Source organism: Desulfovibrio cuneatus DSM 11391, from assembly GCF_000430005.1.
Lineage (GTDB): Bacteria > Desulfobacterota > Desulfovibrionia > Desulfovibrionales > Desulfovibrionaceae > Frigididesulfovibrio > Frigididesulfovibrio cuneatus.
Genome location: NZ_AUCY01000025.1, coordinates 1 through 18775 on the forward strand (window position 1 = coordinate 1; position 18775 = coordinate 18775).

General features: G+C 52.6%; 15 protein-coding genes, 1 tRNA gene and 1 pseudogene. 5 read left to right on the plus strand and 12 right to left on the minus strand.

All coding sequences use genetic code 11. From position 1 onward, the window contains the following. The 6 genes from G497_RS17255 to G497_RS0107550 all read right to left on the minus strand — a co-directional run. A partial coding sequence (locus G497_RS17255; RefSeq protein WP_034637170.1) for an RHS repeat domain-containing protein occupies nt 1-506 on the minus strand: 506 nt, incomplete at its 3' end. A 611-nt stretch (nt 507-1117) separates the two neighbouring features. Next, entirely contained in the window at nt 1118-1627 is a 510-nt protein-coding gene (locus G497_RS0107525; RefSeq protein WP_027187689.1) for a hypothetical protein, read from the minus strand. An 885-nt stretch (nt 1628-2512) separates the two neighbouring features. After that, nucleotides 2513-3208: a phosphate signaling complex protein PhoU gene (gene phoU / locus G497_RS0107535; RefSeq protein ID WP_034637173.1), complete on the minus strand. Its 696-nt coding sequence runs from the start codon at nt 3206-3208 to the stop codon at nt 2513-2515. 4 nt (nt 3209-3212) lie between these two features. Next, nucleotides 3213-3980 (minus strand): phosphate ABC transporter ATP-binding protein PstB, encoded by a 768-nt coding sequence (pstB, locus tag G497_RS0107540; RefSeq protein WP_027187691.1) that lies wholly within the window; start codon nt 3978-3980, stop codon nt 3213-3215. Further along, nucleotides 3977-5722: a sensor histidine kinase gene (locus G497_RS0107545; protein ID WP_027187692.1), complete on the minus strand. Its 1746-nt coding sequence runs from the start codon at nt 5720-5722 to the stop codon at nt 3977-3979. Before G497_RS0107545 ends, pstB begins: the two co-directional genes overlap by 4 nt. Nucleotides 5723-5731: 9 nt before the next feature. Continuing rightward, the gene (locus tag G497_RS0107550; protein WP_027187693.1) at nt 5732-6415 is read right to left on the minus strand and encodes a winged helix-turn-helix domain-containing protein; all 684 of its coding nucleotides are present in this window, start codon (nt 6413-6415) and stop codon (nt 5732-5734) included. A gap of 246 nt (nt 6416-6661) precedes the next feature. Between G497_RS0107550 and G497_RS0107555 the strand changes: the two genes are divergently transcribed. The 3 genes from G497_RS0107555 (at nt 6662) to pstA (ending at nt 9524) form a co-directional block, all read left to right on the plus strand. Beyond that, on the plus strand, nt 6662-7498 hold the full coding sequence (locus G497_RS0107555; RefSeq protein ID WP_439328860.1) for a phosphate ABC transporter substrate-binding protein: 837 nt from the start codon (nt 6662-6664) through the stop codon (nt 7496-7498). Nucleotides 7499-7761: 263 nt separating this feature from the next. Beyond that, on the plus strand, nt 7762-8667 hold the full coding sequence (pstC, locus tag G497_RS0107560) for a phosphate ABC transporter permease subunit PstC (protein WP_034637177.1): 906 nt from the start codon (nt 7762-7764) through the stop codon (nt 8665-8667). Nucleotides 8668-8708: 41 nt separating this feature from the next. Further along, the gene (gene pstA / locus G497_RS0107565) at nt 8709-9524 is read left to right on the plus strand and encodes a phosphate ABC transporter permease PstA (RefSeq protein ID WP_051257956.1); all 816 of its coding nucleotides are present in this window, start codon (nt 8709-8711) and stop codon (nt 9522-9524) included. A 290-nt stretch (nt 9525-9814) separates the two neighbouring features. Here pstA and G497_RS0107570 read toward each other — a convergent pair whose 3' ends face one another. The 6 genes and pseudogenes from G497_RS0107570 to G497_RS17260 all read right to left on the minus strand — a co-directional run bounded on the left by G497_RS0107570 (nt 9815) and on the right by G497_RS17260 (nt 14235). Continuing rightward, nucleotides 9815-10654, minus strand: coding sequence for an SDR family oxidoreductase (locus tag G497_RS0107570; RefSeq protein WP_034637181.1), 840 nt, complete (start codon nt 10652-10654; stop codon nt 9815-9817). A 94-nt stretch (nt 10655-10748) separates the two neighbouring features. Beyond that, complete coding sequence (locus G497_RS0107575) at nt 10749-11039, minus strand: ArsR/SmtB family transcription factor (protein ID WP_027187698.1); 291 nt, start codon at nt 11037-11039, stop codon at nt 10749-10751. 251 nt (nt 11040-11290) lie between these two features. Next, nucleotides 11291-11428: pseudogene (locus tag G497_RS19820) on the minus strand (aromatic amino acid transport family protein); the annotation flags it as partial. 204 nt (nt 11429-11632) lie between these two features. Continuing rightward, complete coding sequence (locus G497_RS0107585; protein ID WP_027187699.1) at nt 11633-13009, minus strand: tyrosine phenol-lyase; 1377 nt, start codon at nt 13007-13009, stop codon at nt 11633-11635. Nucleotides 13010-13331: 322 nt separating this feature from the next. Beyond that, nucleotides 13332-13416, minus strand: a tRNA-Leu gene (locus G497_RS0107590). A gap of 138 nt (nt 13417-13554) precedes the next feature. Beyond that, nucleotides 13555-14235: a hypothetical protein gene (locus G497_RS17260; RefSeq protein WP_051257948.1), complete on the minus strand. Its 681-nt coding sequence runs from the start codon at nt 14233-14235 to the stop codon at nt 13555-13557. A gap of 217 nt (nt 14236-14452) precedes the next feature. On the opposite strand from G497_RS17260, the gene G497_RS0107605 reads away from it, so the two are divergent. Beyond that, the gene (locus tag G497_RS0107605; RefSeq protein WP_027187700.1) at nt 14453-15148 is read left to right on the plus strand and encodes a DUF554 domain-containing protein; all 696 of its coding nucleotides are present in this window, start codon (nt 14453-14455) and stop codon (nt 15146-15148) included. Nucleotides 15149-15403: 255 nt separating this feature from the next. Continuing rightward, nucleotides 15404-18283, plus strand: coding sequence for an excinuclease ABC subunit UvrA (uvrA, locus tag G497_RS0107610; RefSeq protein ID WP_034637183.1), 2880 nt, complete (start codon nt 15404-15406; stop codon nt 18281-18283). Nucleotides 18284-18775 lie beyond the last annotated feature (492 nt).

Sequence of the window (18775 nt, forward strand, 5' to 3'; positions counted from 1 at the left end):
TGCTGTCGCAAACCTTCGGGTAGTTGTTCCACCCCTTTCCCATCAATGGTCTTTGGTATTTCCCCTACTGCGCTTTCTCCATGAGGGGCACCAAAGGGGTGCGAAATGCCTTTATGTGAAGCGCCGCCAGAGCTTGCCTCGGCCGCAGTAAATTCCAACCCCTGCGGGTCAATACAACTTACGGGGTCATCCACACAGTAGTCGTACAAATCAGCATCGCCGCGCAAGTCGCGGGCAGGGTCTTGGGCGGTGAAGCGTCCGGTTTGCGGGTCATAGTCGCGGTAGCCGAAGCGCACGAAGCCCGTGTGTTCATCCACCAGCCCACCCGCAAAACCGAGGGGAAACGACAGTTGCGGGAAGGAGTCACGCAGGACGTTACCAAAGCTATCGTAGGTAATTTCCTTCACCATGCGCCCGTCTTCCGTGCTTAAGGTGCGGATGCTGCCCACCTGGTCGGCCCCGATGTGCAAAAATAGGGAGTCTGTGGCCCCTTGTGCTTGGAACATTGGGGAATACTGATCCAGATTGCCGCGTTGAAAGCGCTCCTTAATGAAGGCCGCCCCCGTACCACTAATATTTACCCCGGTGGGAGCACGTTGGCCCTTGTACTGGAATGTGTAGCGGGTTTTCTATGGGTGTACGAAGTTTTTTGCGGCGTGCCGTCGCGTCCTACCTCTTTTCTTCATTAGTTTGCCGCTCCGCTAGGGTTAGGGGGCCCTTGTGCGGCCCCCTAACAACCCCACACCCACGGGGCTGCACCCCGTGACCCCGCTGGGCCAGTGGCCCGCGCTCAGGTAGATTTGTTCCGCTCACTCGAAGACTCGTACGCTGCACAAATATATTCGCGCGGGAGGGCACCGTGCTGCCTATAAGTAGGCTCGTCTAAGGTGGTGAAGCGGTACAGAGATGGCTAGTGCCACATAAGGTCATTGCCACGCAGGCAGGGAGTGCTGCAAAAGCGTTCCACACTCCGTATGAGTGGGCGGGCGCAGCAAAGCGCGCGTAGGGTGGGGGTGACTCGAAGAATTACCTGTAAGGTGCGGCGAGGACGCCGCGATTTTACATACATACTGGGCAATTTCCCAGGATAGGAAAGTTTTTTGTACAATCAGATAATTTACTCTTGGAGAAGTAATAAGCGTTGCAACTGCAATTGAACGTTGGTGACAATTTTTTGCTCTAATTCTTGGCGAGTAATAAGAAAATCTTTTAATTCAAAATCGATATTTTTCTTTGCATAGATATGTTCAACTAATTCATTACTCATTGCAGTTGCTTTTCCATACAAAACATCAACTTCCTTTGAAAGATCACTATCGAGCAATGGCTTAATTAATTTATACTTTTTTTCAATTTTGTTAAATCGTTCTGACACTTTGCTTACAGTATCTTTTTCACGCTTTGAATCAGAGAGATCAAAAGTTACGTCCTCTAGATTGGTTATTTCTGATAAGTTGGCGTGCAGTGTTGTATATCTATATTTAATCAAATCATTAATTGCCTTTTGGCTTTCGATTTTGCGTATATTACGGTTGTTGCTAAATGAAATTATTACATTAAATATACCTGTTAGCGCGGCTACAATTACAGCAGAAGAAATCAGTATGTTAAATATTGTATTTTCCATGCATTCACTCCGTTTTGTTTCTGTCTTTCAATAGTCAGAAGTGAAAGAAAAAGGCAACCTTTCTGATGTATCAAGATGTACGGATGTATGAAGCGCCTTCGGCAAATATGTGTACAAAATCAGTGAGTACTCGACACCTTTCCTCGTCATGCAGAATTGCCCGCATGCCCACTTATGCTAATTGCGATTATTAAATTAACACTTCCATGCTTTTTGAGAATGAACTTCTGTGGCAATTCCCATTGCTCCTTCGCCACCCTTATCAGACGAGCCTACCCATAGCCCCCCCTAGCCCACGCGCGCTTTGCTGCGCCCGCCCGCCCATACGGGGTGCGGTAGTTTTGGTGTTGCTAGCCAGATTCGAAGCAATTACCTTTTGTGGCACAGCAATTAATTGCAGCAAGCAACCGATAAGCGCCATTACTCATTTCCAGCAGGGTGTACTCTCCGCGCGAATATATTTGTGCAGCGTACGAGTCTTCGAGTGAGCGGAACAAATCTATCTGAGCGCGGGCCTCAGGCTTAGCGGGGTCACGGGGTGCAGCCCCGTGGGTGTGGGGTTGTTAGGGAGCCGCACAAGGGCCCCCTGACCCAAGCGGAGCGGAAGAATAAAGAGAAAAGAGGAATGGTGTGGCGCTTGCGCCGCAAAAAATTAGCCTAACATCCTAAGAATACTGGATCCCTGCCTTCGCAGGGATGACAGTGCTTAGGCTGGGGTGGCGGCACGCCGTACAAAACTACGCGCTATCATATTGAAAATACTGGATCCATGCCTTTGCAGGGATGACGGCGGCTGGTGTGGCGGCACGCCGCACTCTCTCACCCCCTCCCCCCTCTAAACCAAAAAAGGGAGGGGAGGCCCCGCCTCCCCATTCCCCCATTCTCTTATTGCCCCTGCGCTTCCGCATGTGTTTTATGCTTCAAGCTGGTGCCTTCCACCATAAAATACGCATGTTCCGCAATGTTGGCCGCACGGCCATAAATCCTCGTTAACGCCCGCGCCACCAGCAATTGATGCATGGTATGCAATTGTCTGCCATAGCTGTTTGGTTCTGCGCTTTCCGGGCTTGGCAAGCTGTCATGCAGCAGCCGCACTTCCAGTTGTGTTACGTCGGCACTGCCCCTGCTTACCTGCAAGGCCAGTGGCATGTCTTCCTGCTGGAAGGCGGTAAGGGCGCTTTGCAGGGCACGCCGGGCCACCTGCATAAGCTCGCGCAGTTGCGGGCTGGTGCATTGGTCTTTGTCTTGTTGTATAAGCAACGCGCGTTCCGCAATGCTTACCGCTTCATCCCCAATGCGTTCCAAATCTACTGCCATGCGCAGGGTGCTTACCAGAAAGCGCAAATCCCGTGCCACGGGCTGGGCGCGGGCCAGAATGGAAAGGGCAAGGCTGTCAATTTCATTTTCCAGGGCATTAATGGTGTGGTCGTGGTCAATAACCTGAACCGCCAGGGGGGTGTTGCCCTCTTCAAGGGCGATGCAGGCGCGTTCCACCGCTTCGCGTGCTTCTGCGCACATCACAAGCAGGCGGGTGCGCAGGTGGGTAAGCTGGGTGTGCAGGTGTGTGTCGTGTGCTGTCATGTGGTTACCCGAACCTTCCTGTAATGTAGTCTTCAGTTTGTTTTTTCGCGGGGCGCGTGAACAGGGTGTCGGTTTCGCCGTGTTCCACCAACGTGCCCATGTAGAAAAAGGCTGTGTAGTCGGAAACACGCGCGGCCTGCTGCATGTTGTGCGTTACAATGATAATGGTCAAGTGGCTTTTCAGTTCGTGAATGCTTTCTTCAATTTTTTGCGTGGCAATGGGGTCAAGGGCGCTGGCTGGTTCGTCCATAAGCAGTACTTCTGGTTCCACGGCCAGGGCGCGGGCAATGCACAGGCGTTGCTGCTGCCCGCCGGAAAGCCCCAGGGCGGAAGCGTCCAGCCTGTCTTTTACTTCTTGCCAAATGGCGGCGCGTTTCAGCGCGGCTTCTACCCTGTCGCCTATTTCCGTTTGGTTTGCAAGGCCGTTTACCCGCAGGCCATAGGCCACATTTTCAAAAATGGTTTTGGGGAAGGGGTTGGGCCGCTGGAACACCATGCCCACCCGGCGGCGCAACTCCACCACATCCAGGGAGGATGCATAAATATCTTGCCCGTCCAGCAGGATGCTGCCTTCCACCCGCGTGCCGGGAATAAGGTCGTTCATTCTGTTGAGGCAGCGCAAAAAAGTACTTTTGCCGCAACCGGAAGGGCCAATGAGGGCTGTTACCTTATTGGAAGGAAAATCAAGGGAAACATCATGCAAGGCATGATGCTTGCTGTAATAAAATTGTACATTTTTTGTTGTAATGCCAGTGTTTGATTGTGTGGTCATATGGCTCCGCTCCCGATTAGGGGAAGTGTAAATAAAAATGCGGTGGCGGCGTTTTGGCTTGGGCTTTCCACCCAAATGCGCCCGTGCAGCCGCTCAACACTGTGCTTGCAAATGGCAAGGCCAAGGCCGCTGCCACCACCCCGGTGCTTTTCCACCCGGTAGAAACGTTCAAAAATACGGGGCTGGTCAGCCAGGGGAATGCCGGGGCCATTATCAGCCACCATAAACAGGGCGTGGTCCCCGTGGGCTTGGCCTGTAACGGTTATGGTGCTGCCTTGGGGGGCATAGCGGCAGGCGTTTTCCAGGAGATTACGGAAAATTTGCTCCAGCAGTTGCTTGTCTGCCTGCACTTGTACACCAGGGGAAAACGTAGCGGTTACCTGAAGGTCATTGGCCTGTATGGGGGCTTGCAGCATATTTAGTGCCGCATCAAATGCTTCTTGCGGGGCAATGGCTTCCTGGGCCGGGGCAAATGTTTCTGCCTCCAGCCGGGAAAGGGCCAGCAGCTCGTTCACCATGCTGCTAATAACCGTGCTGTGTTTATGAATAATGGTGGCAAAGCGTTTGCCGTCTTCCGGCATGTTTTCCATGTCTCTAAGGGTTTCCGCATAGCCTTGCAGGGCCGTGAGGGGGGTGCGCAGTTCGTGGGAAACATTGGCTACAAAGTCGCGGCGTATGGTTTCCAGGCGTTTAAGTTCTGTTACGTCATGGAACACTGCCACAAGCCCCAATGAGGCAGCCGCCTGCTGGGCCGGGCGGGCCAGCAGCACCATAAACACGCTGCCATTGTGGGCGCGTACCTGCACCGTTTGGTTGGTACCGTAATTTCCTGCGGTGGCCAGCAGGGCAGTCACGGCTTCCTGCAATTCCCGGCAGGGCACTGCTTCAATAATCTGCTTGCCATCGCAACGCTGGGCCGCAGGGAACAGGTGGGAAAATGCCCCGTTCATGCGGCGAATGCCCCCTGCCGGGGCAAGCACCAGCACCCCTTCGGCCATGGTTTCCAGAATGGCGTTTAACTGGGCTGTTTGGTCGGCCTCTGCCTGCACAAATTCTTCCAGCGACTGGGCCATGCGGTTTACAGCGTGGGCCAGGGGCATAAATTCCTGCCCAGGCAGCTTGTGCAGGCGGCGGGAAAATTTACCCTGTGAAATACCTTCAACAATGTGCACCATACCGGAAAGGGATTTTTCCAGCCGGGCGGAGAACACCCAGGCCAGCAGCAGGGAAAGGGCCACAATGCCCCCGGCAGCCAGGGAAAGGCCCTGTAACTGCCCTTCCACCTGTTGGCTTACCCCGGCAAAAGGCGTGGCAAGGCGCACAATGGTGCCATCTTTTTGCAGGAAGGCGGCATACACCAATTCTGTTTGCAGGGTATTGCTAAAGCGCGTGGCAAAGCCTTGCCCTTGCTGCACTGCCTGAATGACTTCCGGGCGGTCTGCGTGGTTGTCTGTTTCACGGGTATTTTTGGCGTCGGAGTCGGCCAGCACTGCCCCGGTGGCATCCAGCAGGGTAAGGCGAATGTGGGTACGCACCACCGCTTCCAGTGCTGCATTTTTACTGTCTTTGGTGTGCAGCAGGGCTTCCACCAGCAGGGCTTCCTGGGCAAGGCGGTTGTATGCTTCCTGCAACAGGGCCTCATGCAGCATGGGGCGTATGTACAGCAGGGGGAACAAAAGCCCCACTGCGGCTACCGCAAGAAAACAGCTAAATAGCCGGAACCGGAATGAGCGGAATTTCATTGGATTTCCTTATTTTTCTTTAAAGCGGTAGCCAACACCACGAACAGTTTCCAGCAGTTCTGCCGCTTCTCCCAGTTTGGCCCGCAGGCGGCGCATGTGGGTATCAACGGTGCGGGCATAGCCTTCAAACTGGTAGCCCCACACGCTGTTGAGCAATTGTTCCCGGCTGCAAACTTGCCCTGCGTGGCGCATAAGGTATTCAAGCAGGCGAAATTCTGTTACAGTAATGTCAAGGGGAACCCCATTGAAGTGGGCTGTGTGCGCTTCCGGGTGCAGGGCAAGGCCATGGCGTTCCAGTGCCCCGGTGGGTGCTTCGGCTGTGTGGCGTTGCAGTACATTGCGCACCCGCAGTAGCAGTTCACGCACGCTGAAGGGCTTTACCACATAATCTGCCGCGCCCAGTTCAAGCCCCACAACCCTGTCCATTTCCTCGCCTTTGGCCGTTAGCATAATAACAGGGGTGGCGGCAACTTCCGGCTTTTGGGCCAGTGCCTTGAGCACGCCAAAACCATCCAGCCCCGGCAGCATCACATCAAGTAACACCAGGTGCGGCTTGCGCTGCTGTACAAGGGCAAGTCCTTTTTTTCCATCTTCGGCACTTATGGTGGCATACCCGGCTTTTTGCAGGTTGTAGGCCAACAGTTCCCGAATGTCGTTTTCGTCTTCAATAATACAAACCAGTTGCTTTTCCATGCTATGGCTCCATGCAAACACGTGGGCGGTGAACGGTTCCACTTGTTAGGCTAAGGCAACATTTAGGACGTGTTTGCGACAATCTTGTGAAGGCAGTGTGTCATTTCTGTTACAACTATCGTATTTTTTTTGTCACACAACAGTACGTTTTTTGTCACCGTTTTGCCACATTCAAATCGCATATATTTCTCACATGCAGCAAATACCGCTGTACATCACTTGTAAAAAATTCAAAGGGAGTTCTGTATGTCACTACAATCTTTCATGAAAAAGACGCTGTTCACCCTGCTTTTGGGGGCTACTACCCTGGCAACCCCCGCTTTTGCCAAAGAAGAAATTGTGATTAACGGTTCTACCACCGTGCTGCCAGTTATGCAAAAGGCTGCGGAAAGCTACATGGCCATTAATAATGATGTGGACCTGGTGATTTCCGGTGGCGGTTCTGGCAACGGCATTAAAGCCCTTACCGATGGCCTGTGCCAGATTGCCATGTCTTCCCGCGATATGAAAGATAACGAGCGTGAGCTTGCCAAGAAAAAGGGTGTAGACCCGGTGCGTATTGCTGTGGCAGTGGATGCCCTGTTGCCTGTGGTGCACCCCTCCAACCCGGTGAAGTCCCTTACCCTTGAACAACTGCGCGGCATGTATGCTGGTGAAATTACCAACTGGAAGCAAGTGGGCGGGCCAGACAAGACCATTGCCGTGATTTCCCGCGACACCTCTTCCGGCACGTACGAATCATGGAACGATTTGGTCATGAACAAGGTGAAAGTAGCGCCTTCTGCCCTGCTTCAGGCTTCCAACGGGGCTGTTGTGCAGGCTGTTTCCAAAAACCCTAACGCCATTGGCTACATTGGTTTTGGCTACCTGGATAAAAGCGTGAAAGGGCTGGATATTGGCAGCATCAAGGCCACTGCGGAAACCGCCCTGGCCCGCCAATGGCCTGTGGCACGTGAACTGTTCCTGTTCACCAACGGGCAGCCCACCGGCAATACCCAAAAGTTCATTGAATACCTGCTTGACCCGCAAAAAGGCCAAAAGGCCGTGGCTGAAGTGGGCTTTATTCCCCTGCCCAAGAAGTAGCCCGCTGTTTGGTGGTATTCTAAGAAAAGAGCATTATGCACGGGTTTTACTTGCTTTCATTGGGGACGCTGTCCCCTAGCCCCTGCAAGGGGCGTGACGCCCCTTGACCCCCATTTGCGCTTACGATCCAGCGTTGCGGGAAAGTAAGCGCTGATGCGGGTTCCAAGGGCATCATGCCCTTGGCGGAGGGGGCTGGGGAGGCAGAGCCCCCCCAAGTAAAAAGAGTAATAGCACTAGGCTAATTGGCCCAAAAAGGATTTCCCATGGGTTCTTCCTCATCACTCAGCGCCCTGCACAGGGAAAAAGCCGCCCACTGGTTACTGGCAGGGGTGGCTTGTACTGCCTTGTGCGTGCTGTGCGCCATTATGATTTTTCTGTTTGCCGAAGGGCTGCCCCTGTTTTTTGAATACAGTCCGGTGCAGTTTTTTGGTGGCAAGTTCTGGTACCCCACCTCTGAACCACCGGAGTTCGGTATTCTTGCCCTGCTGGCAGGTTCTGTAAGCGTTATGCTGCTTGCCACCGCCATTGCCGCGCCGTTGGGGGTGCTTACCGCAGCCTACCTTACGGAAATAGCCCGGCCCGCAGTGCGCCGCGTGGTAAAGCCCTTTGTGGAACTGCTGGCCGCGCTGCCTTCCGTGGTTATTGGCTTTTTCGGTATGGTGGTGGTTGCCCCGTGGATGCAGGAAACCTTTGGCCTGAACACCGGGCTGAACCTGCTGAACGCCGCCCTGATGCTGGCGTTTATGAGTGTGCCCACCATTTGCTCCATTGCGGAAGATGCGCTGTTCGCCGTGCCCCGGTCCTTGCGGGAAGCTTCCCTGGCGCTGGGGGCCACCCGGTGGGAAACCACGTTCCGGGTGGTGCTGCCTGCGGCCCTTTCCGGCATTGGCACGGCCCTTATGCTGGGCATGTCCCGTGCCATTGGGGAAACCATGGTGGTACTTATGGTGGCAGGCGGTGCAGCCATGCTGCCGGGTTCCATTTTCGACCCGGTGCGCCCTATGCCTGCTTCCATTGCGGCTGAAATGGCGGAAGCCCCGTTCCGGGGGGAACATTACCACGCCCTGTTTGCCATTGGCCTGGTGCTGTTCCTGTTTACCCTGTGTTTTAACCTGGCTGCCAGCTTTATTGCTGAACGCTACAAGCAAACCGGGAGTTCTGCCCTGTGAGTATAAGCACCGCACGAAACCGCCACCGCACAGAATTTTTGATGTTTGGTGTGCTGCGCCTGAGCGCCCTTATTAATATTGCGGCCCTGCTGGGCATTTGCGTTTTTTTGGTGGTGCAGGGTGCCCCTGCCATTACCTGGGAATTTTTAAGCCAGCCGCCGCGCCGTATGATGACAGCCGGGGGCGTGTGGCCCTGCATTGTGGGTACCTTGCTGCTAAGCTGCGGTGCCTTGCTGGTGGCTTTTCCCACCGGGGTGGCCACGGCGGTGTATTTGCATGAATATGCTGGCAGAAGTCCCTTTGCCCGTGTTATTCGCCTTGGGGTGGCCAACCTTGCCGGGGTGCCTTCCGTTGTGTTCGGCCTGTTTGGCCTGGCATTTTTTGTGACGTGGTGCGGCTTTGGGGTGAGTATTCTTTCCGGCATTTTAACTTTGGCAGCCCTTACCTTGCCAGTGGTTATTGGTACGGCGGAAGAAGCCCTGCGCCAGGTGCCGGATACCTACAGGGAAGCTTCCCTGGCCCTGGGGGCCACCAAGTGGCAAACCATAGGCCGGGTGGTGTTGCCTTCCGCCTTGCCGGGTATGCTCACTGGGGCCATTCTTGGGGTGGCCCGCGCCGCAGGGGAAACAGCCGCCATTATGTTTACGGCAGCGGTGTTCTACACCCCCAAAACGCCGGATTCCATTTTCAGCGCCGTTATGGCCCTGCCGTACCATATGTATGTGCTGGCTACTGCCGGAACAGATATTGAAAAAACACGGCCCCTGCAATACGGCACGGCCCTGGTGCTTATTGTGCTGGTGCTGGGCATGAACATTGGGGCTATTGTGCTGCGCGACAGGTTACGGGTGGAGTAGGGGGTACACTCTGCCATTTTGCCCTCTCACTGCGTCAGATTTCGCCGCGTATTTCAGTCGAGTACCGTAAGAGTACACTCCTTCATACGCGACTCATCTTTTTTGTGAGAGAACAAAATTGCTAGAGTGTACATGGGCAGTGAGAGAAGGGTAGAGGAATGGTATATACCCTTGCCTTGCTGTGCGCAGCAGCTTGGGCAATAGGATTTAGCTTTTCTTCAGTTGCTCAATCTCCACAAGGTTGTAGAGGTTTAGAATTACTTCAATAACACTCTGGCTGGCGTTATGTGCTACAGATTAAAATTTTGCCTATGGGTTTGGCGCAAACCAGTCAGTTTTTCGATAAGAAGCGTAAACATGCTTAAGGGCAGCAACGAATGCAAAAACGCTACTAATCTTGTGTCTGCGCCAGATCTGTAACGCATCCTCCACGTGTTTTCTGTTGCTGCTTGATAGATTGTTCTTGCACTCACATTCGGCATAAATCCTTTCTCTATATTTTTTAACAAGGATTTGTACGATGCTCTGAAATTTTCTACATAATCGGTGTGAATAGTGTCATTAACACCAGTAAGCGTGTCATATAAAGACGTTTTTACAACTCCTGGCTCAACGATTTTCACTTTAATATTTAGTGGTTTAAGTTCATATTGAAGCGATTCTGACAAGCCTTCCAGCCCCCACTTACTGGCATGGTAAATTGTCTGGAACGGAAAGGTGGTAAACCCCGCTATGGATGAAATATTAATTATAGTGCCAGACATTTTTTTTCTAAAATGTGGCAATACAGATTGTGTGCAGGTAATGACACCTTTGATGTTGGTATCAAGTATATCCGCGACTTCACCTTCTGACATGGATTCGAGCGGCTTGGTGTTATAAATACCGGCATTATTTACCAGAACATCTATTTCTCCGAAAGTTTCCAGAGCGATTGCAAACGCTTTTTTTACACTTTCCGGTTCTTTCACATCGCACCGAACTTGAATAATGTTATCAAAAACACACGATTCCATATCATTTTCAGGATTATGCATTGCCGCAATGACATTCCATCCTTTGGTGGCAAAAATTTTTACAGCTTCTTTGCCGATTCCAGATGATGCTCCAGTGATAAAGACTGTTTTCATGATTCTCTCGTTGTTGTTAAATTAATTTTTTGACCTGTAGATTTGATAAATCGACAAGCATCGAATTGTTATTTGAATTTTTTTTGTTCCCTCACTATTTATGAAAGACCAACTGAAATACCTCCTCTACGATGTCTTGGTTGACTCGGCAAATCAAAAGTTTACCTTTTTTTTCAGTTTCGATGAGCCCAGCATTTACAAGTTCCTTTATGTGGTGCGAGATTGTAGGAGCGCCAATACTGAAAGAGTTCATAATATTAATAAGAAAACATTCGCAACCAGCATCAAATTCGGATTCATGGCACTCCATTATTTTCAGGTAAAGCTCAAGCCTATTCGGGTTTGACAATGCCTTAAAAATTTTCGCAGCTTTTTTAGGTTCCACGCCATCATCCTTTATGTTTTGATAGTTGTCGAAACGTAAATTAATAATTCCTGCGTGTCAATTGTTATTGATTATGCTCAGAGTAATCCTCTTTACCATTTTGACGGATGGCTACTTGCCTCTCTTGCATTGCACAACCCAGTCCACTAATGTTCAATCCTGCCCACAAAAAATGCTGGTATGAATGCTGGTACAATTCCCGTTCGCTTTCTGTTTATCCATATTTATCGAGCACATAAAACTGCTTGACGAACAAGGCGGAAGAGCGACCAGTAAAACCACATGCCCGCAGAAATAGTGGGTAGCCCCAGCATGCCTGCGCCAATAGACGTGCCCGCAATAATCATGGAGCCGCCAAGGATACTGTTTTTCCGTCCTGGATCTGTCATGTTGCACGCTCCTTGTGAAAAGAGGGGAGCAAAGCCCCCCTCTCTAGTAGACAAGTTTAACTTTGAGAAGTTACACCCTGTTGCCGTGAAGCGCGTGAGATGCTCTATGTAACACATGGAGATATATAATAAAATGACACGCTTCGCGAGTGTCCGCTATGCGTCCACTGAACAATTTCAAAGTGAAATTGCTCTATCCACTGGTTATGATAACGGCTCAAATCTGGCAGTAAAGAACCGCAACACTTTGGGTTCATACACCATTTTCAGGCCCTTGATGTTGTTGCGATGTTTGTACAATTCAATACATGCCTCTGCCACTACGTCAAGGTGGGCATAGGTATATACGCGGCGCGGAATGGTAAGGCGCACCAGTTCAAGCTTGGGCCGGTTGTGTTCGCCTGTGTCTTTGTTGCGGCCTGAGGAAATAATGCCGCGCTCCATGCTGCGCACGCCGGATTCAATATAAAGCTGGGCTGCCAGCATTTGGGCCGGGAATTCTTCTTGCGCAATGTGGGGCAAAAAGGCCCGTGCGTCCAGGAACACGGCATGCCCGCCAATGGGGCGCACCACGGGCACGCCAGCTTCAATGAGCTTATCCCCCAGGTAACGGCACTGGGCAATGCGGTGGCTGATGTAGGCGTCGTTTACAGATTCCTTGATGCCCTGGGCCATGGCTTCCATGTCGCGCCCGGCAAGGCCGCCATAGCTGGGCATGCCTTCATACAGCACCACCAGCTCTGTGGCTTTCTGGTATAGCTCGTCGTCGTTCATGCACAAAAAGCCGCCAATGTTCACCAAACAGTCTTTTTTACCGCTCATGGTGCAGCCGTCGGCATAGCTCATCATTTCTTTGAGAATGGCGCGCACAGGGGTGTTGGCATAGCCTTCTTCCTGTTCCTGAATGAAAAAGGCGTTTTCCACACAGCGGGTGGCGTCATACATGACCTTGATGCCGTACTTGCTGCACAGCTCCTTCACCGCGCGCATGTTGGCCATGCTCACGGGCTGGCCGCCCGCCAGGTTTACGGTGACTGCCAAACACACATAAGGAATCCGTTCCGGGCCCACTTCATCAATAAGGGCTTGCAGCTTTTTCAGGTCAATGTTGCCTTTAAAGGGCACGTCAAGCTGGGCGTTGTGGGCTTCATCAATAATAATATCGCGGAAAGTGGCCCCGTTGAGTTCCTGGTGGGCTCTGGTGGTGGTAAAATACATGTTGCCGGGTACATAGTCCCCTGGTTTGATGCAAATGGAGGAAAGCAGGTTTTCCGCACCGCGGCCCTGGTGAGTGGGCACAATGTGCTTGAACCCGTAGTATTCACGCACTGTTTCTTGTAAGTGCATGAAGTTGATGCTTCCTGCATAGGCTTCATCCCCCAGCATCATGCATGCCCACTGTTTGTCGCTCATGGCGGTGGTGCCGCTGTCGGTGAGCAGGTCAATGTACACTTGGGAAGATTCCAGCAGGAACGTGTTGTACCCGGCTTTCTTGATGTATTCCTCCCGCTCTTTCTGGGTGGTCATGGTAATGGTTTCCACAGCCTTAATCTTGTAGGGTTCTGCCTGATACTTTTTCATGACGACCTCCAGTCGCGGTTGCAAATACGTGACAATTATGACCCTGTGGCACACCTGTGCAGCAAGGGAAGTTTCTGTTCCGTGATGCCACCATAAACAAAATGCACAGGGCATGCCTGTAGCCGCAACTACAGAAAAGCGAGTTTCTTCGATTTGCATGGAGTAAGCGCCAAGGGCACAGGGCAGGAAAACGGCCTGTGCAGCAGTTGCAATAGCAATTTTATTGGAAAAAGGGGGGCGGATAGCGTTGGACAAATAAAAAGGCTGCACTCTAAGTTTATTCAGAGTGCAGCCTTTTTGCGCCCATTGCTGGGCGAAAAACTGGTAGCCGGGGAGAGATTCGAACTCTCATGACCGTTGGCCGTCGCATTTTGAGTGCGATGCGTATACCATTTCGCCACCCGGCCAGGTGGGAAGTGCATTTACGAAGATGCGGAATCTATTTGCCACAGCTTAAGGGGATTGGCAAGCCTTTTCTGGTGGTGGCCAGCAGGAAGCCGCCATGGGTCTTTTTTGCTATGAAATAAATCAGCGTTTTCCTGCCGCTACTGTGGAGCGCCTTTCAGGACAGGCACTTCCGAAGGCAAGCCAACTGGGGCAACAAATTTGGCAAAACCTGTACTGTTCCAGCGAAAGAACACCCGGTTGGCCACAGGCACCTGCACCATGCCTTCCTTGCCCCAAAAACTTGGTTTTGCTTCAAGCTGTGCCCCTTCCAGGCAAATTTTGGTGGTGTACGTTATGCCGGGGGCCAGCAGCACATTGGGGGAAAGAAAGTCCTGCACCGGGGGGTCTTCCGGGTTTTGCAGGGGCACAATGCGGCCGGAAGCGTCAAAATTCCACAGTTCTGCCGCGCAGTTGTCCTGGGCGCGGGCGCCAATGGCCACCACGCCCCCCCCGGCGTTGCGGAACACATGCACAGCCACGTCGGCAAATTCACCCTTGATGGTGGAAATGAACAGGGTGTCTGCGTCGCTATGGGAAACGGCCCAGGTGGCGCTGTAACCACATTCCAGAATCAGTTCTTTTTCTTCTTCTGTAATGGAACTGGGGGTGTTGTCAAAAATACTGGGAGGAATTTGCATGAACAACTGTTTTGGCGTTAATTGGCGGGTGGTTTCTGCTGCATGGGCCGTTGTGGGCAGGTTTATAACCAGCAGGGCAGCCAGGGCAAACGCCGCAACAAAAGGGAGCACAGGGGGACAGAAGCAAAAATGGAACCGCATATTCCACTCCTTACGCATTGCGCGCAGATTCGTTGTATTCTGAAATGTCGTCATGCACTTACTATACGCGTAAAAGCGGAAATTGTCATGCCCGGGAAGCGTGTATTATGGTGTTTTTGGAAGGAAAAAGGTTCCTGCTTGCATTCCTGGCACGGCAGGTATACCGTGCCAAGGTGCAAACCGCATTGTAGCCTTCTGTGCGAAAAGGATGCCGAATATGATTCTTCCCATTGGTTCCCTGATAAATGCCACGGCAATTGTGGTGGGTGCGGGCATTGGCATGTTGCTGGGCGACAGGCTGCCCGGACGCATGCGTGAAAGTGTGTTCCAGGGGCTTGGGCTGTGCACCATGGCCATTGGCATGAGCATGACCTTGAAGACGCAAAACCCCCTGTACGTTATCGGCAGTATTTTGGTGGGTATTATTATTGGGGAAGCCCTGGACCTTGAAGGCCGCATTAACCGGGGGGGCGAAGCGCTGAAAAGAATTTTGCGTTCTCGTAACGGTGGTTTTACAGAAGGCTTTGTTTCCGCTTCCCTGCTGTTTTGCATAGGCTCCATGGCTATTATTGGCCCACTGAATGAAGGACTTTCCGGCGACAAAAGCATTGTGCTGACCAAGACAATGCTGGACTTTTTCGCCTCCATAGCCTTTGGTGCCGTGTATGGTTCCGGGGTAATGGCATCGGCCCTGCCCTTGCTCATTTACCAAGGCAGTATTACCTTGTTCGCTGAAGGCATTCGCCCTTACCTTAACGACCACATTCGGGCAGAACTGGAAGCCACAGGTGGTATTGCCATTATGGGCATCGGGCTCAACCTGCTTGGGCTGCTTAAAATACGGCTCTCCAACTTTTTGCCAGCCTTGCTGGTGGTGGTGTTGCTGTGCCTTCTCATTGGCTCCCTTATTTAGAGAAATTAACGAATGAAATGAGTCAATTGCTCTAGGGAAACACTGATTACATGATATTTTAGAAACGCGCAGTTATTTCGTTTGGCAAGGCGCGAGCTTTTTTTGAAGCAGGAGTGGACTCTTCCGTCCTCGACTGTTTCAAAAAAAGTGATGCAACGCCGCCAAACGGAATAAATCAGCGTTTCCCCTTACTATACGGGGGAAGCGTTGCCTCTTTCCCCTTTCCTCCTTTTACCCACACTGAACATAACGATAATGAGCGATACAAACAGCACCCAGCGTAAAAACAGCATTTATATTGAAGGCGCCCGCCAACATAACCTGAAAAACCTTACCCTGCATATTCCGCGTGAAGAACTGGTGGTTATTTGCGGGCCTTCCGGCTCTGGCAAGTCTACCCTGGCCTTTGACCTTGTGTACGCGGAAGGGCAGCGCCGCTATGTGGAATCGCTTTCCGCCTATGCCCGCCAGTTTTTACCGCAAATGGACAAGCCCGCCGTAGATAAAATTGAAGGGCTTTCCCCTGCCATTTCCCTGGAACAGCAAACCACAGGCCGTAACCCGCGTTCCACCGTGGGCACGGTAACGGAAGTATACGACTTTTTACGGGTGTTTTTTGCCCGGCTTGGGCGCATGCATTGCCCCAAGTGCGGCAAGCCCATTGAATCGCGTGCGCCCGACGAAATTATTGCCGATATTCTGGCCCTGCCGGAAGGCACGCGCTTTCTGGTGCTGGCCCCCCTGGTGGAATTGCAAAAAGGCACCCATGTGGACCGCCTGAAAAAGCTGCGGGCCGAAGGCTTTGCCAGGGTGCGGGTGAACGGGGAAGTGTATGCCCTGGAAGAGGTGCCTGCCCTTGATAAAAATAAAAAGCACCGCATTGACCTGGTGGTAGACCGCCTTGTGCTGCGCGAAGGCGTGCGCGGGCGGCTGGCCGATTCTGTGGAACTTGCCCTGCGTTATGGTGAAGGGCGGCTCACCGTGGTGGAACTGGATAAGGACGGGAAGGAAGAGCGGGAAACCATTCACAGCACGCTTTCTGCCTGTGCCAGTTGTAAAATCAGCCTGCCTGCCCTTTCCCCCCAGCTTTTCTCCTTTAACAGTCCGCAAGGAGCTTGTTCACGTTGCCTTGGCCTTGGCACGGTGGAGTATTTTGAGCCGGCCCTGATAGCGCCCAACCGGGGGGAAAGCCTTTCCACCGGGGGGCTTTTACCTTGGAAAAACCCCAAAGTGGCGGCGAAGTATGCCGATGAACTGCGCGCCCTGGGCAAGCGGTTTGGTTTTACCCTGGAAACGCCCCTGAAAGAATTTTCAGCCGATGCCCTGGACGCGCTGTTTTATGGGGAAGAAGAGCCCGGCACCCCCCGGCGCGCAGCGGAAAGTAACTTGCGGCGCAACTGGATGGGTGGTTCTGTAGAACGCGCAGGCAAGCGCGGGGCGGCTGGCGGGTGGCCCGGTGTGCTGGCCATTCTGGAGCGCGGCATGGCCTATGGCGACGCCTGGCGCGACGAACTTTCCCGCTACCGCCAAACCACACACTGCCCTGAATGCGGCGGTGCCCGCCTGAACCCCACGGCCTGTTCTGTGCGCGTGGGGGATGTGAGCATTGTGGATTTTTGCAATCTTTCCATTGAGCGTGCCCACGCCTGGGTGACAGAGCGTGAGTTTACGGGCAGGCAAGTGCTGGTGGCAGAACCACTGGTGAAGGAAGTGGGGCACCGCTTGCAGTTTATGGTAAGCGTGGGCCTTGGCTACATTTCCCTTGGGCGGAACATGGCCACCCTTTCCGGCGGGGAAGCGCAGCGCATTCGCCTTGCCTCTCAACTGGGTTCCGGCCTGGTGGGGGTAACCTATGTGCTGGACGAACCCTCTATTGGTCTGCACCCGCGCGACAACCTGCGCCTGATTGAAACCCTACGCAGCCTGCAACGGCGTGGTAATTCCGTGCTGGTGGTAGAACATGACGAAGCCACCATACGTGAGGCCGATAACGTTATTGAACTTGGTCCTGGTTCAGGCGAACTGGGCGGGGAAATTGTCTTTCAGGGAACTGTGCCGGAACTTTTGGCTTCCTCTTCCCTTACTGCCAAGTATTTGCGCGGCGACATGAGTGTACCGCGGCCTGAAAAGCGGCGGGAAGCCAAGGGCGAGTTATTAATGCAAGGCGTGACCACCAACAACTTGCGCAACATTGATTGCCGCATTCCCCTTGGGGTGTTTGTGTGCGTTACCGGGGTGTCTGGTTCGGGCAAAAGTTCCCTGGTGGTAGATACGCTGTACAAGCACCTGGCCCTTTCCCAGGGGCTGAAGGTGGAAAACCCCGGCACCATTGCAGGCTTTACCGGGGCAGAAGCCATTGAGCGCATTATTGCCATTGACCAAACCCCCATTGGCCGCACCCCGCGTTCCAACCCGGCTACCTATACCAAAATATTCGATGAAATTCGCACCATTTTTGCAGGCACGCCAGACGCCAAAAAACGGGGCTATACCCCTGGGCGGTTCAGCTTTAACGTGAAGGGCGGGCGGTGCGAGGCATGCAGCGGCGACGGGCAAATTCGGGTGGAAATGCACTTTTTGCCAGACGTGTTTGTGCAGTGCGATGTGTGCCAGGGCAAGCGCTATAACCATGAAACCCTGGAAGTGCGCTATAAAGGGCTGAACATTGCGGAGGTGCTGGATTTAACTGTGCATCAGGCCCGTGAGTTTTTTACAAACTACCCCATTCTGGAACGCCGCCTTGTGTTGCTTGAAGAAGTGGGCCTGGACTATTTGCGCCTGGGGCAACCTGCCACCACCCTTTCCGGTGGTGAAGCGCAACGCATTAAGGTTTCCCGCGAGCTGGGAAAACGCAACCTGCCCGGTACCATATATATTCTGGATGAACCCACCACAGGCCTGCATATGCATGAGGTGGGCAAACTGATAACCGTGCTGCACCAGTTGGTGGAACGCGGTGCCAGCGTTGTGGTTATTGAACATAACACCGACGTGATTATGTGTGCCGACCATGTTATTGACCTTGGCCCTGGGGGCGGGGAAAATGGCGGGCTAATTGTGGCCCAGGGCACGCCGGAAGAACTTCTGGAAGATGCTCAGTCTGTAACCGGAAGTTTTTTGAAAAATAATGGGTGATGTTTCTGATTACTTCCAGACGTTGGCGAACATTTGCGAGCTTATAGCCTTGCCAACGCTGTAGCGATTTCCCCCTGTTTCTAGGATTGAAAACTCTTTAGGTGGCTTCCCGCAGGGGAAACGTGCCAAAATGCATGAATAAAGGAAATAATTTCCCCTGTAAGATGAGTTTTTTTTGTGATTTAGGCCCTATTTCGCCCTGCCTGCGCAGAGCGGAATAGGGCGGGAAAAGTACGCAGAGCGCAAGCTGGCATTGCTCTTATTGCAGGCTGGGGGGCAAAAAAGACATTAGGTAGCCTATATGCTTGCTGTACTTTTCTTGAGAAAACCGTTATCATGGTTGTCAGGTGTTGTCATGCTGTGGTATGAGGTGAGTATGCACAGTGTTTTATATACTGTTGTGCACTCAGGTGTATTGGAATTGATGGCTTTTTTGTGGAAAGCAACGCTCTAGACAAAATAAATGACCATTACACGTGCAGCATCTTCTGT

What these genes read in the sequence shown, in the direction of transcription:
- G497_RS0107525 (WP_027187689.1), bottom strand. Translation starts at nt 1,627, where the DNA reads ATGGAAAATACAATATTTAACATACTGATTTCTTCTGCTGTAATTGTA.
- phoU (WP_034637173.1), bottom strand. Translation starts at nt 3,208, where the DNA reads ATGACAGCACACGACACACACCTGCACACCCAGCTTACCCACCTGCGC.
- pstB (WP_027187691.1), bottom strand. Translation starts at nt 3,980, where the DNA reads ATGACCACACAATCAAACACTGGCATTACAACAAAAAATGTACAATTT.
- G497_RS0107545 (WP_027187692.1), bottom strand. Translation starts at nt 5,722, where the DNA reads ATGAAATTCCGCTCATTCCGGTTCCGGCTATTTAGCTGTTTTCTTGCG.
- G497_RS0107550 (WP_027187693.1), bottom strand. Translation starts at nt 6,415, where the DNA reads ATGGAAAAGCAACTGGTTTGTATTATTGAAGACGAAAACGACATTCGG.
- G497_RS0107555 (WP_439328860.1), top strand. Translation starts at nt 6,662, where the DNA reads ATGTCACTACAATCTTTCATGAAAAAGACGCTGTTCACCCTGCTTTTG.
- pstC (WP_034637177.1), top strand. Translation starts at nt 7,762, where the DNA reads ATGGGTTCTTCCTCATCACTCAGCGCCCTGCACAGGGAAAAAGCCGCC.
- pstA (WP_051257956.1), top strand. Translation starts at nt 8,709, where the DNA reads ATGTTTGGTGTGCTGCGCCTGAGCGCCCTTATTAATATTGCGGCCCTG.
- G497_RS0107570 (WP_034637181.1), bottom strand. Translation starts at nt 10,654, where the DNA reads ATGAAAACAGTCTTTATCACTGGAGCATCATCTGGAATCGGCAAAGAA.
- G497_RS0107585 (WP_027187699.1), bottom strand. Translation starts at nt 13,009, where the DNA reads ATGAAAAAGTATCAGGCAGAACCCTACAAGATTAAGGCTGTGGAAACC.
- G497_RS17260 (WP_051257948.1), bottom strand. Translation starts at nt 14,235, where the DNA reads ATGCGGTTCCATTTTTGCTTCTGTCCCCCTGTGCTCCCTTTTGTTGCG.
- G497_RS0107605 (WP_027187700.1), top strand. Translation starts at nt 14,453, where the DNA reads ATGATTCTTCCCATTGGTTCCCTGATAAATGCCACGGCAATTGTGGTG.
- uvrA (WP_034637183.1), top strand. Translation starts at nt 15,404, where the DNA reads ATGAGCGATACAAACAGCACCCAGCGTAAAAACAGCATTTATATTGAA.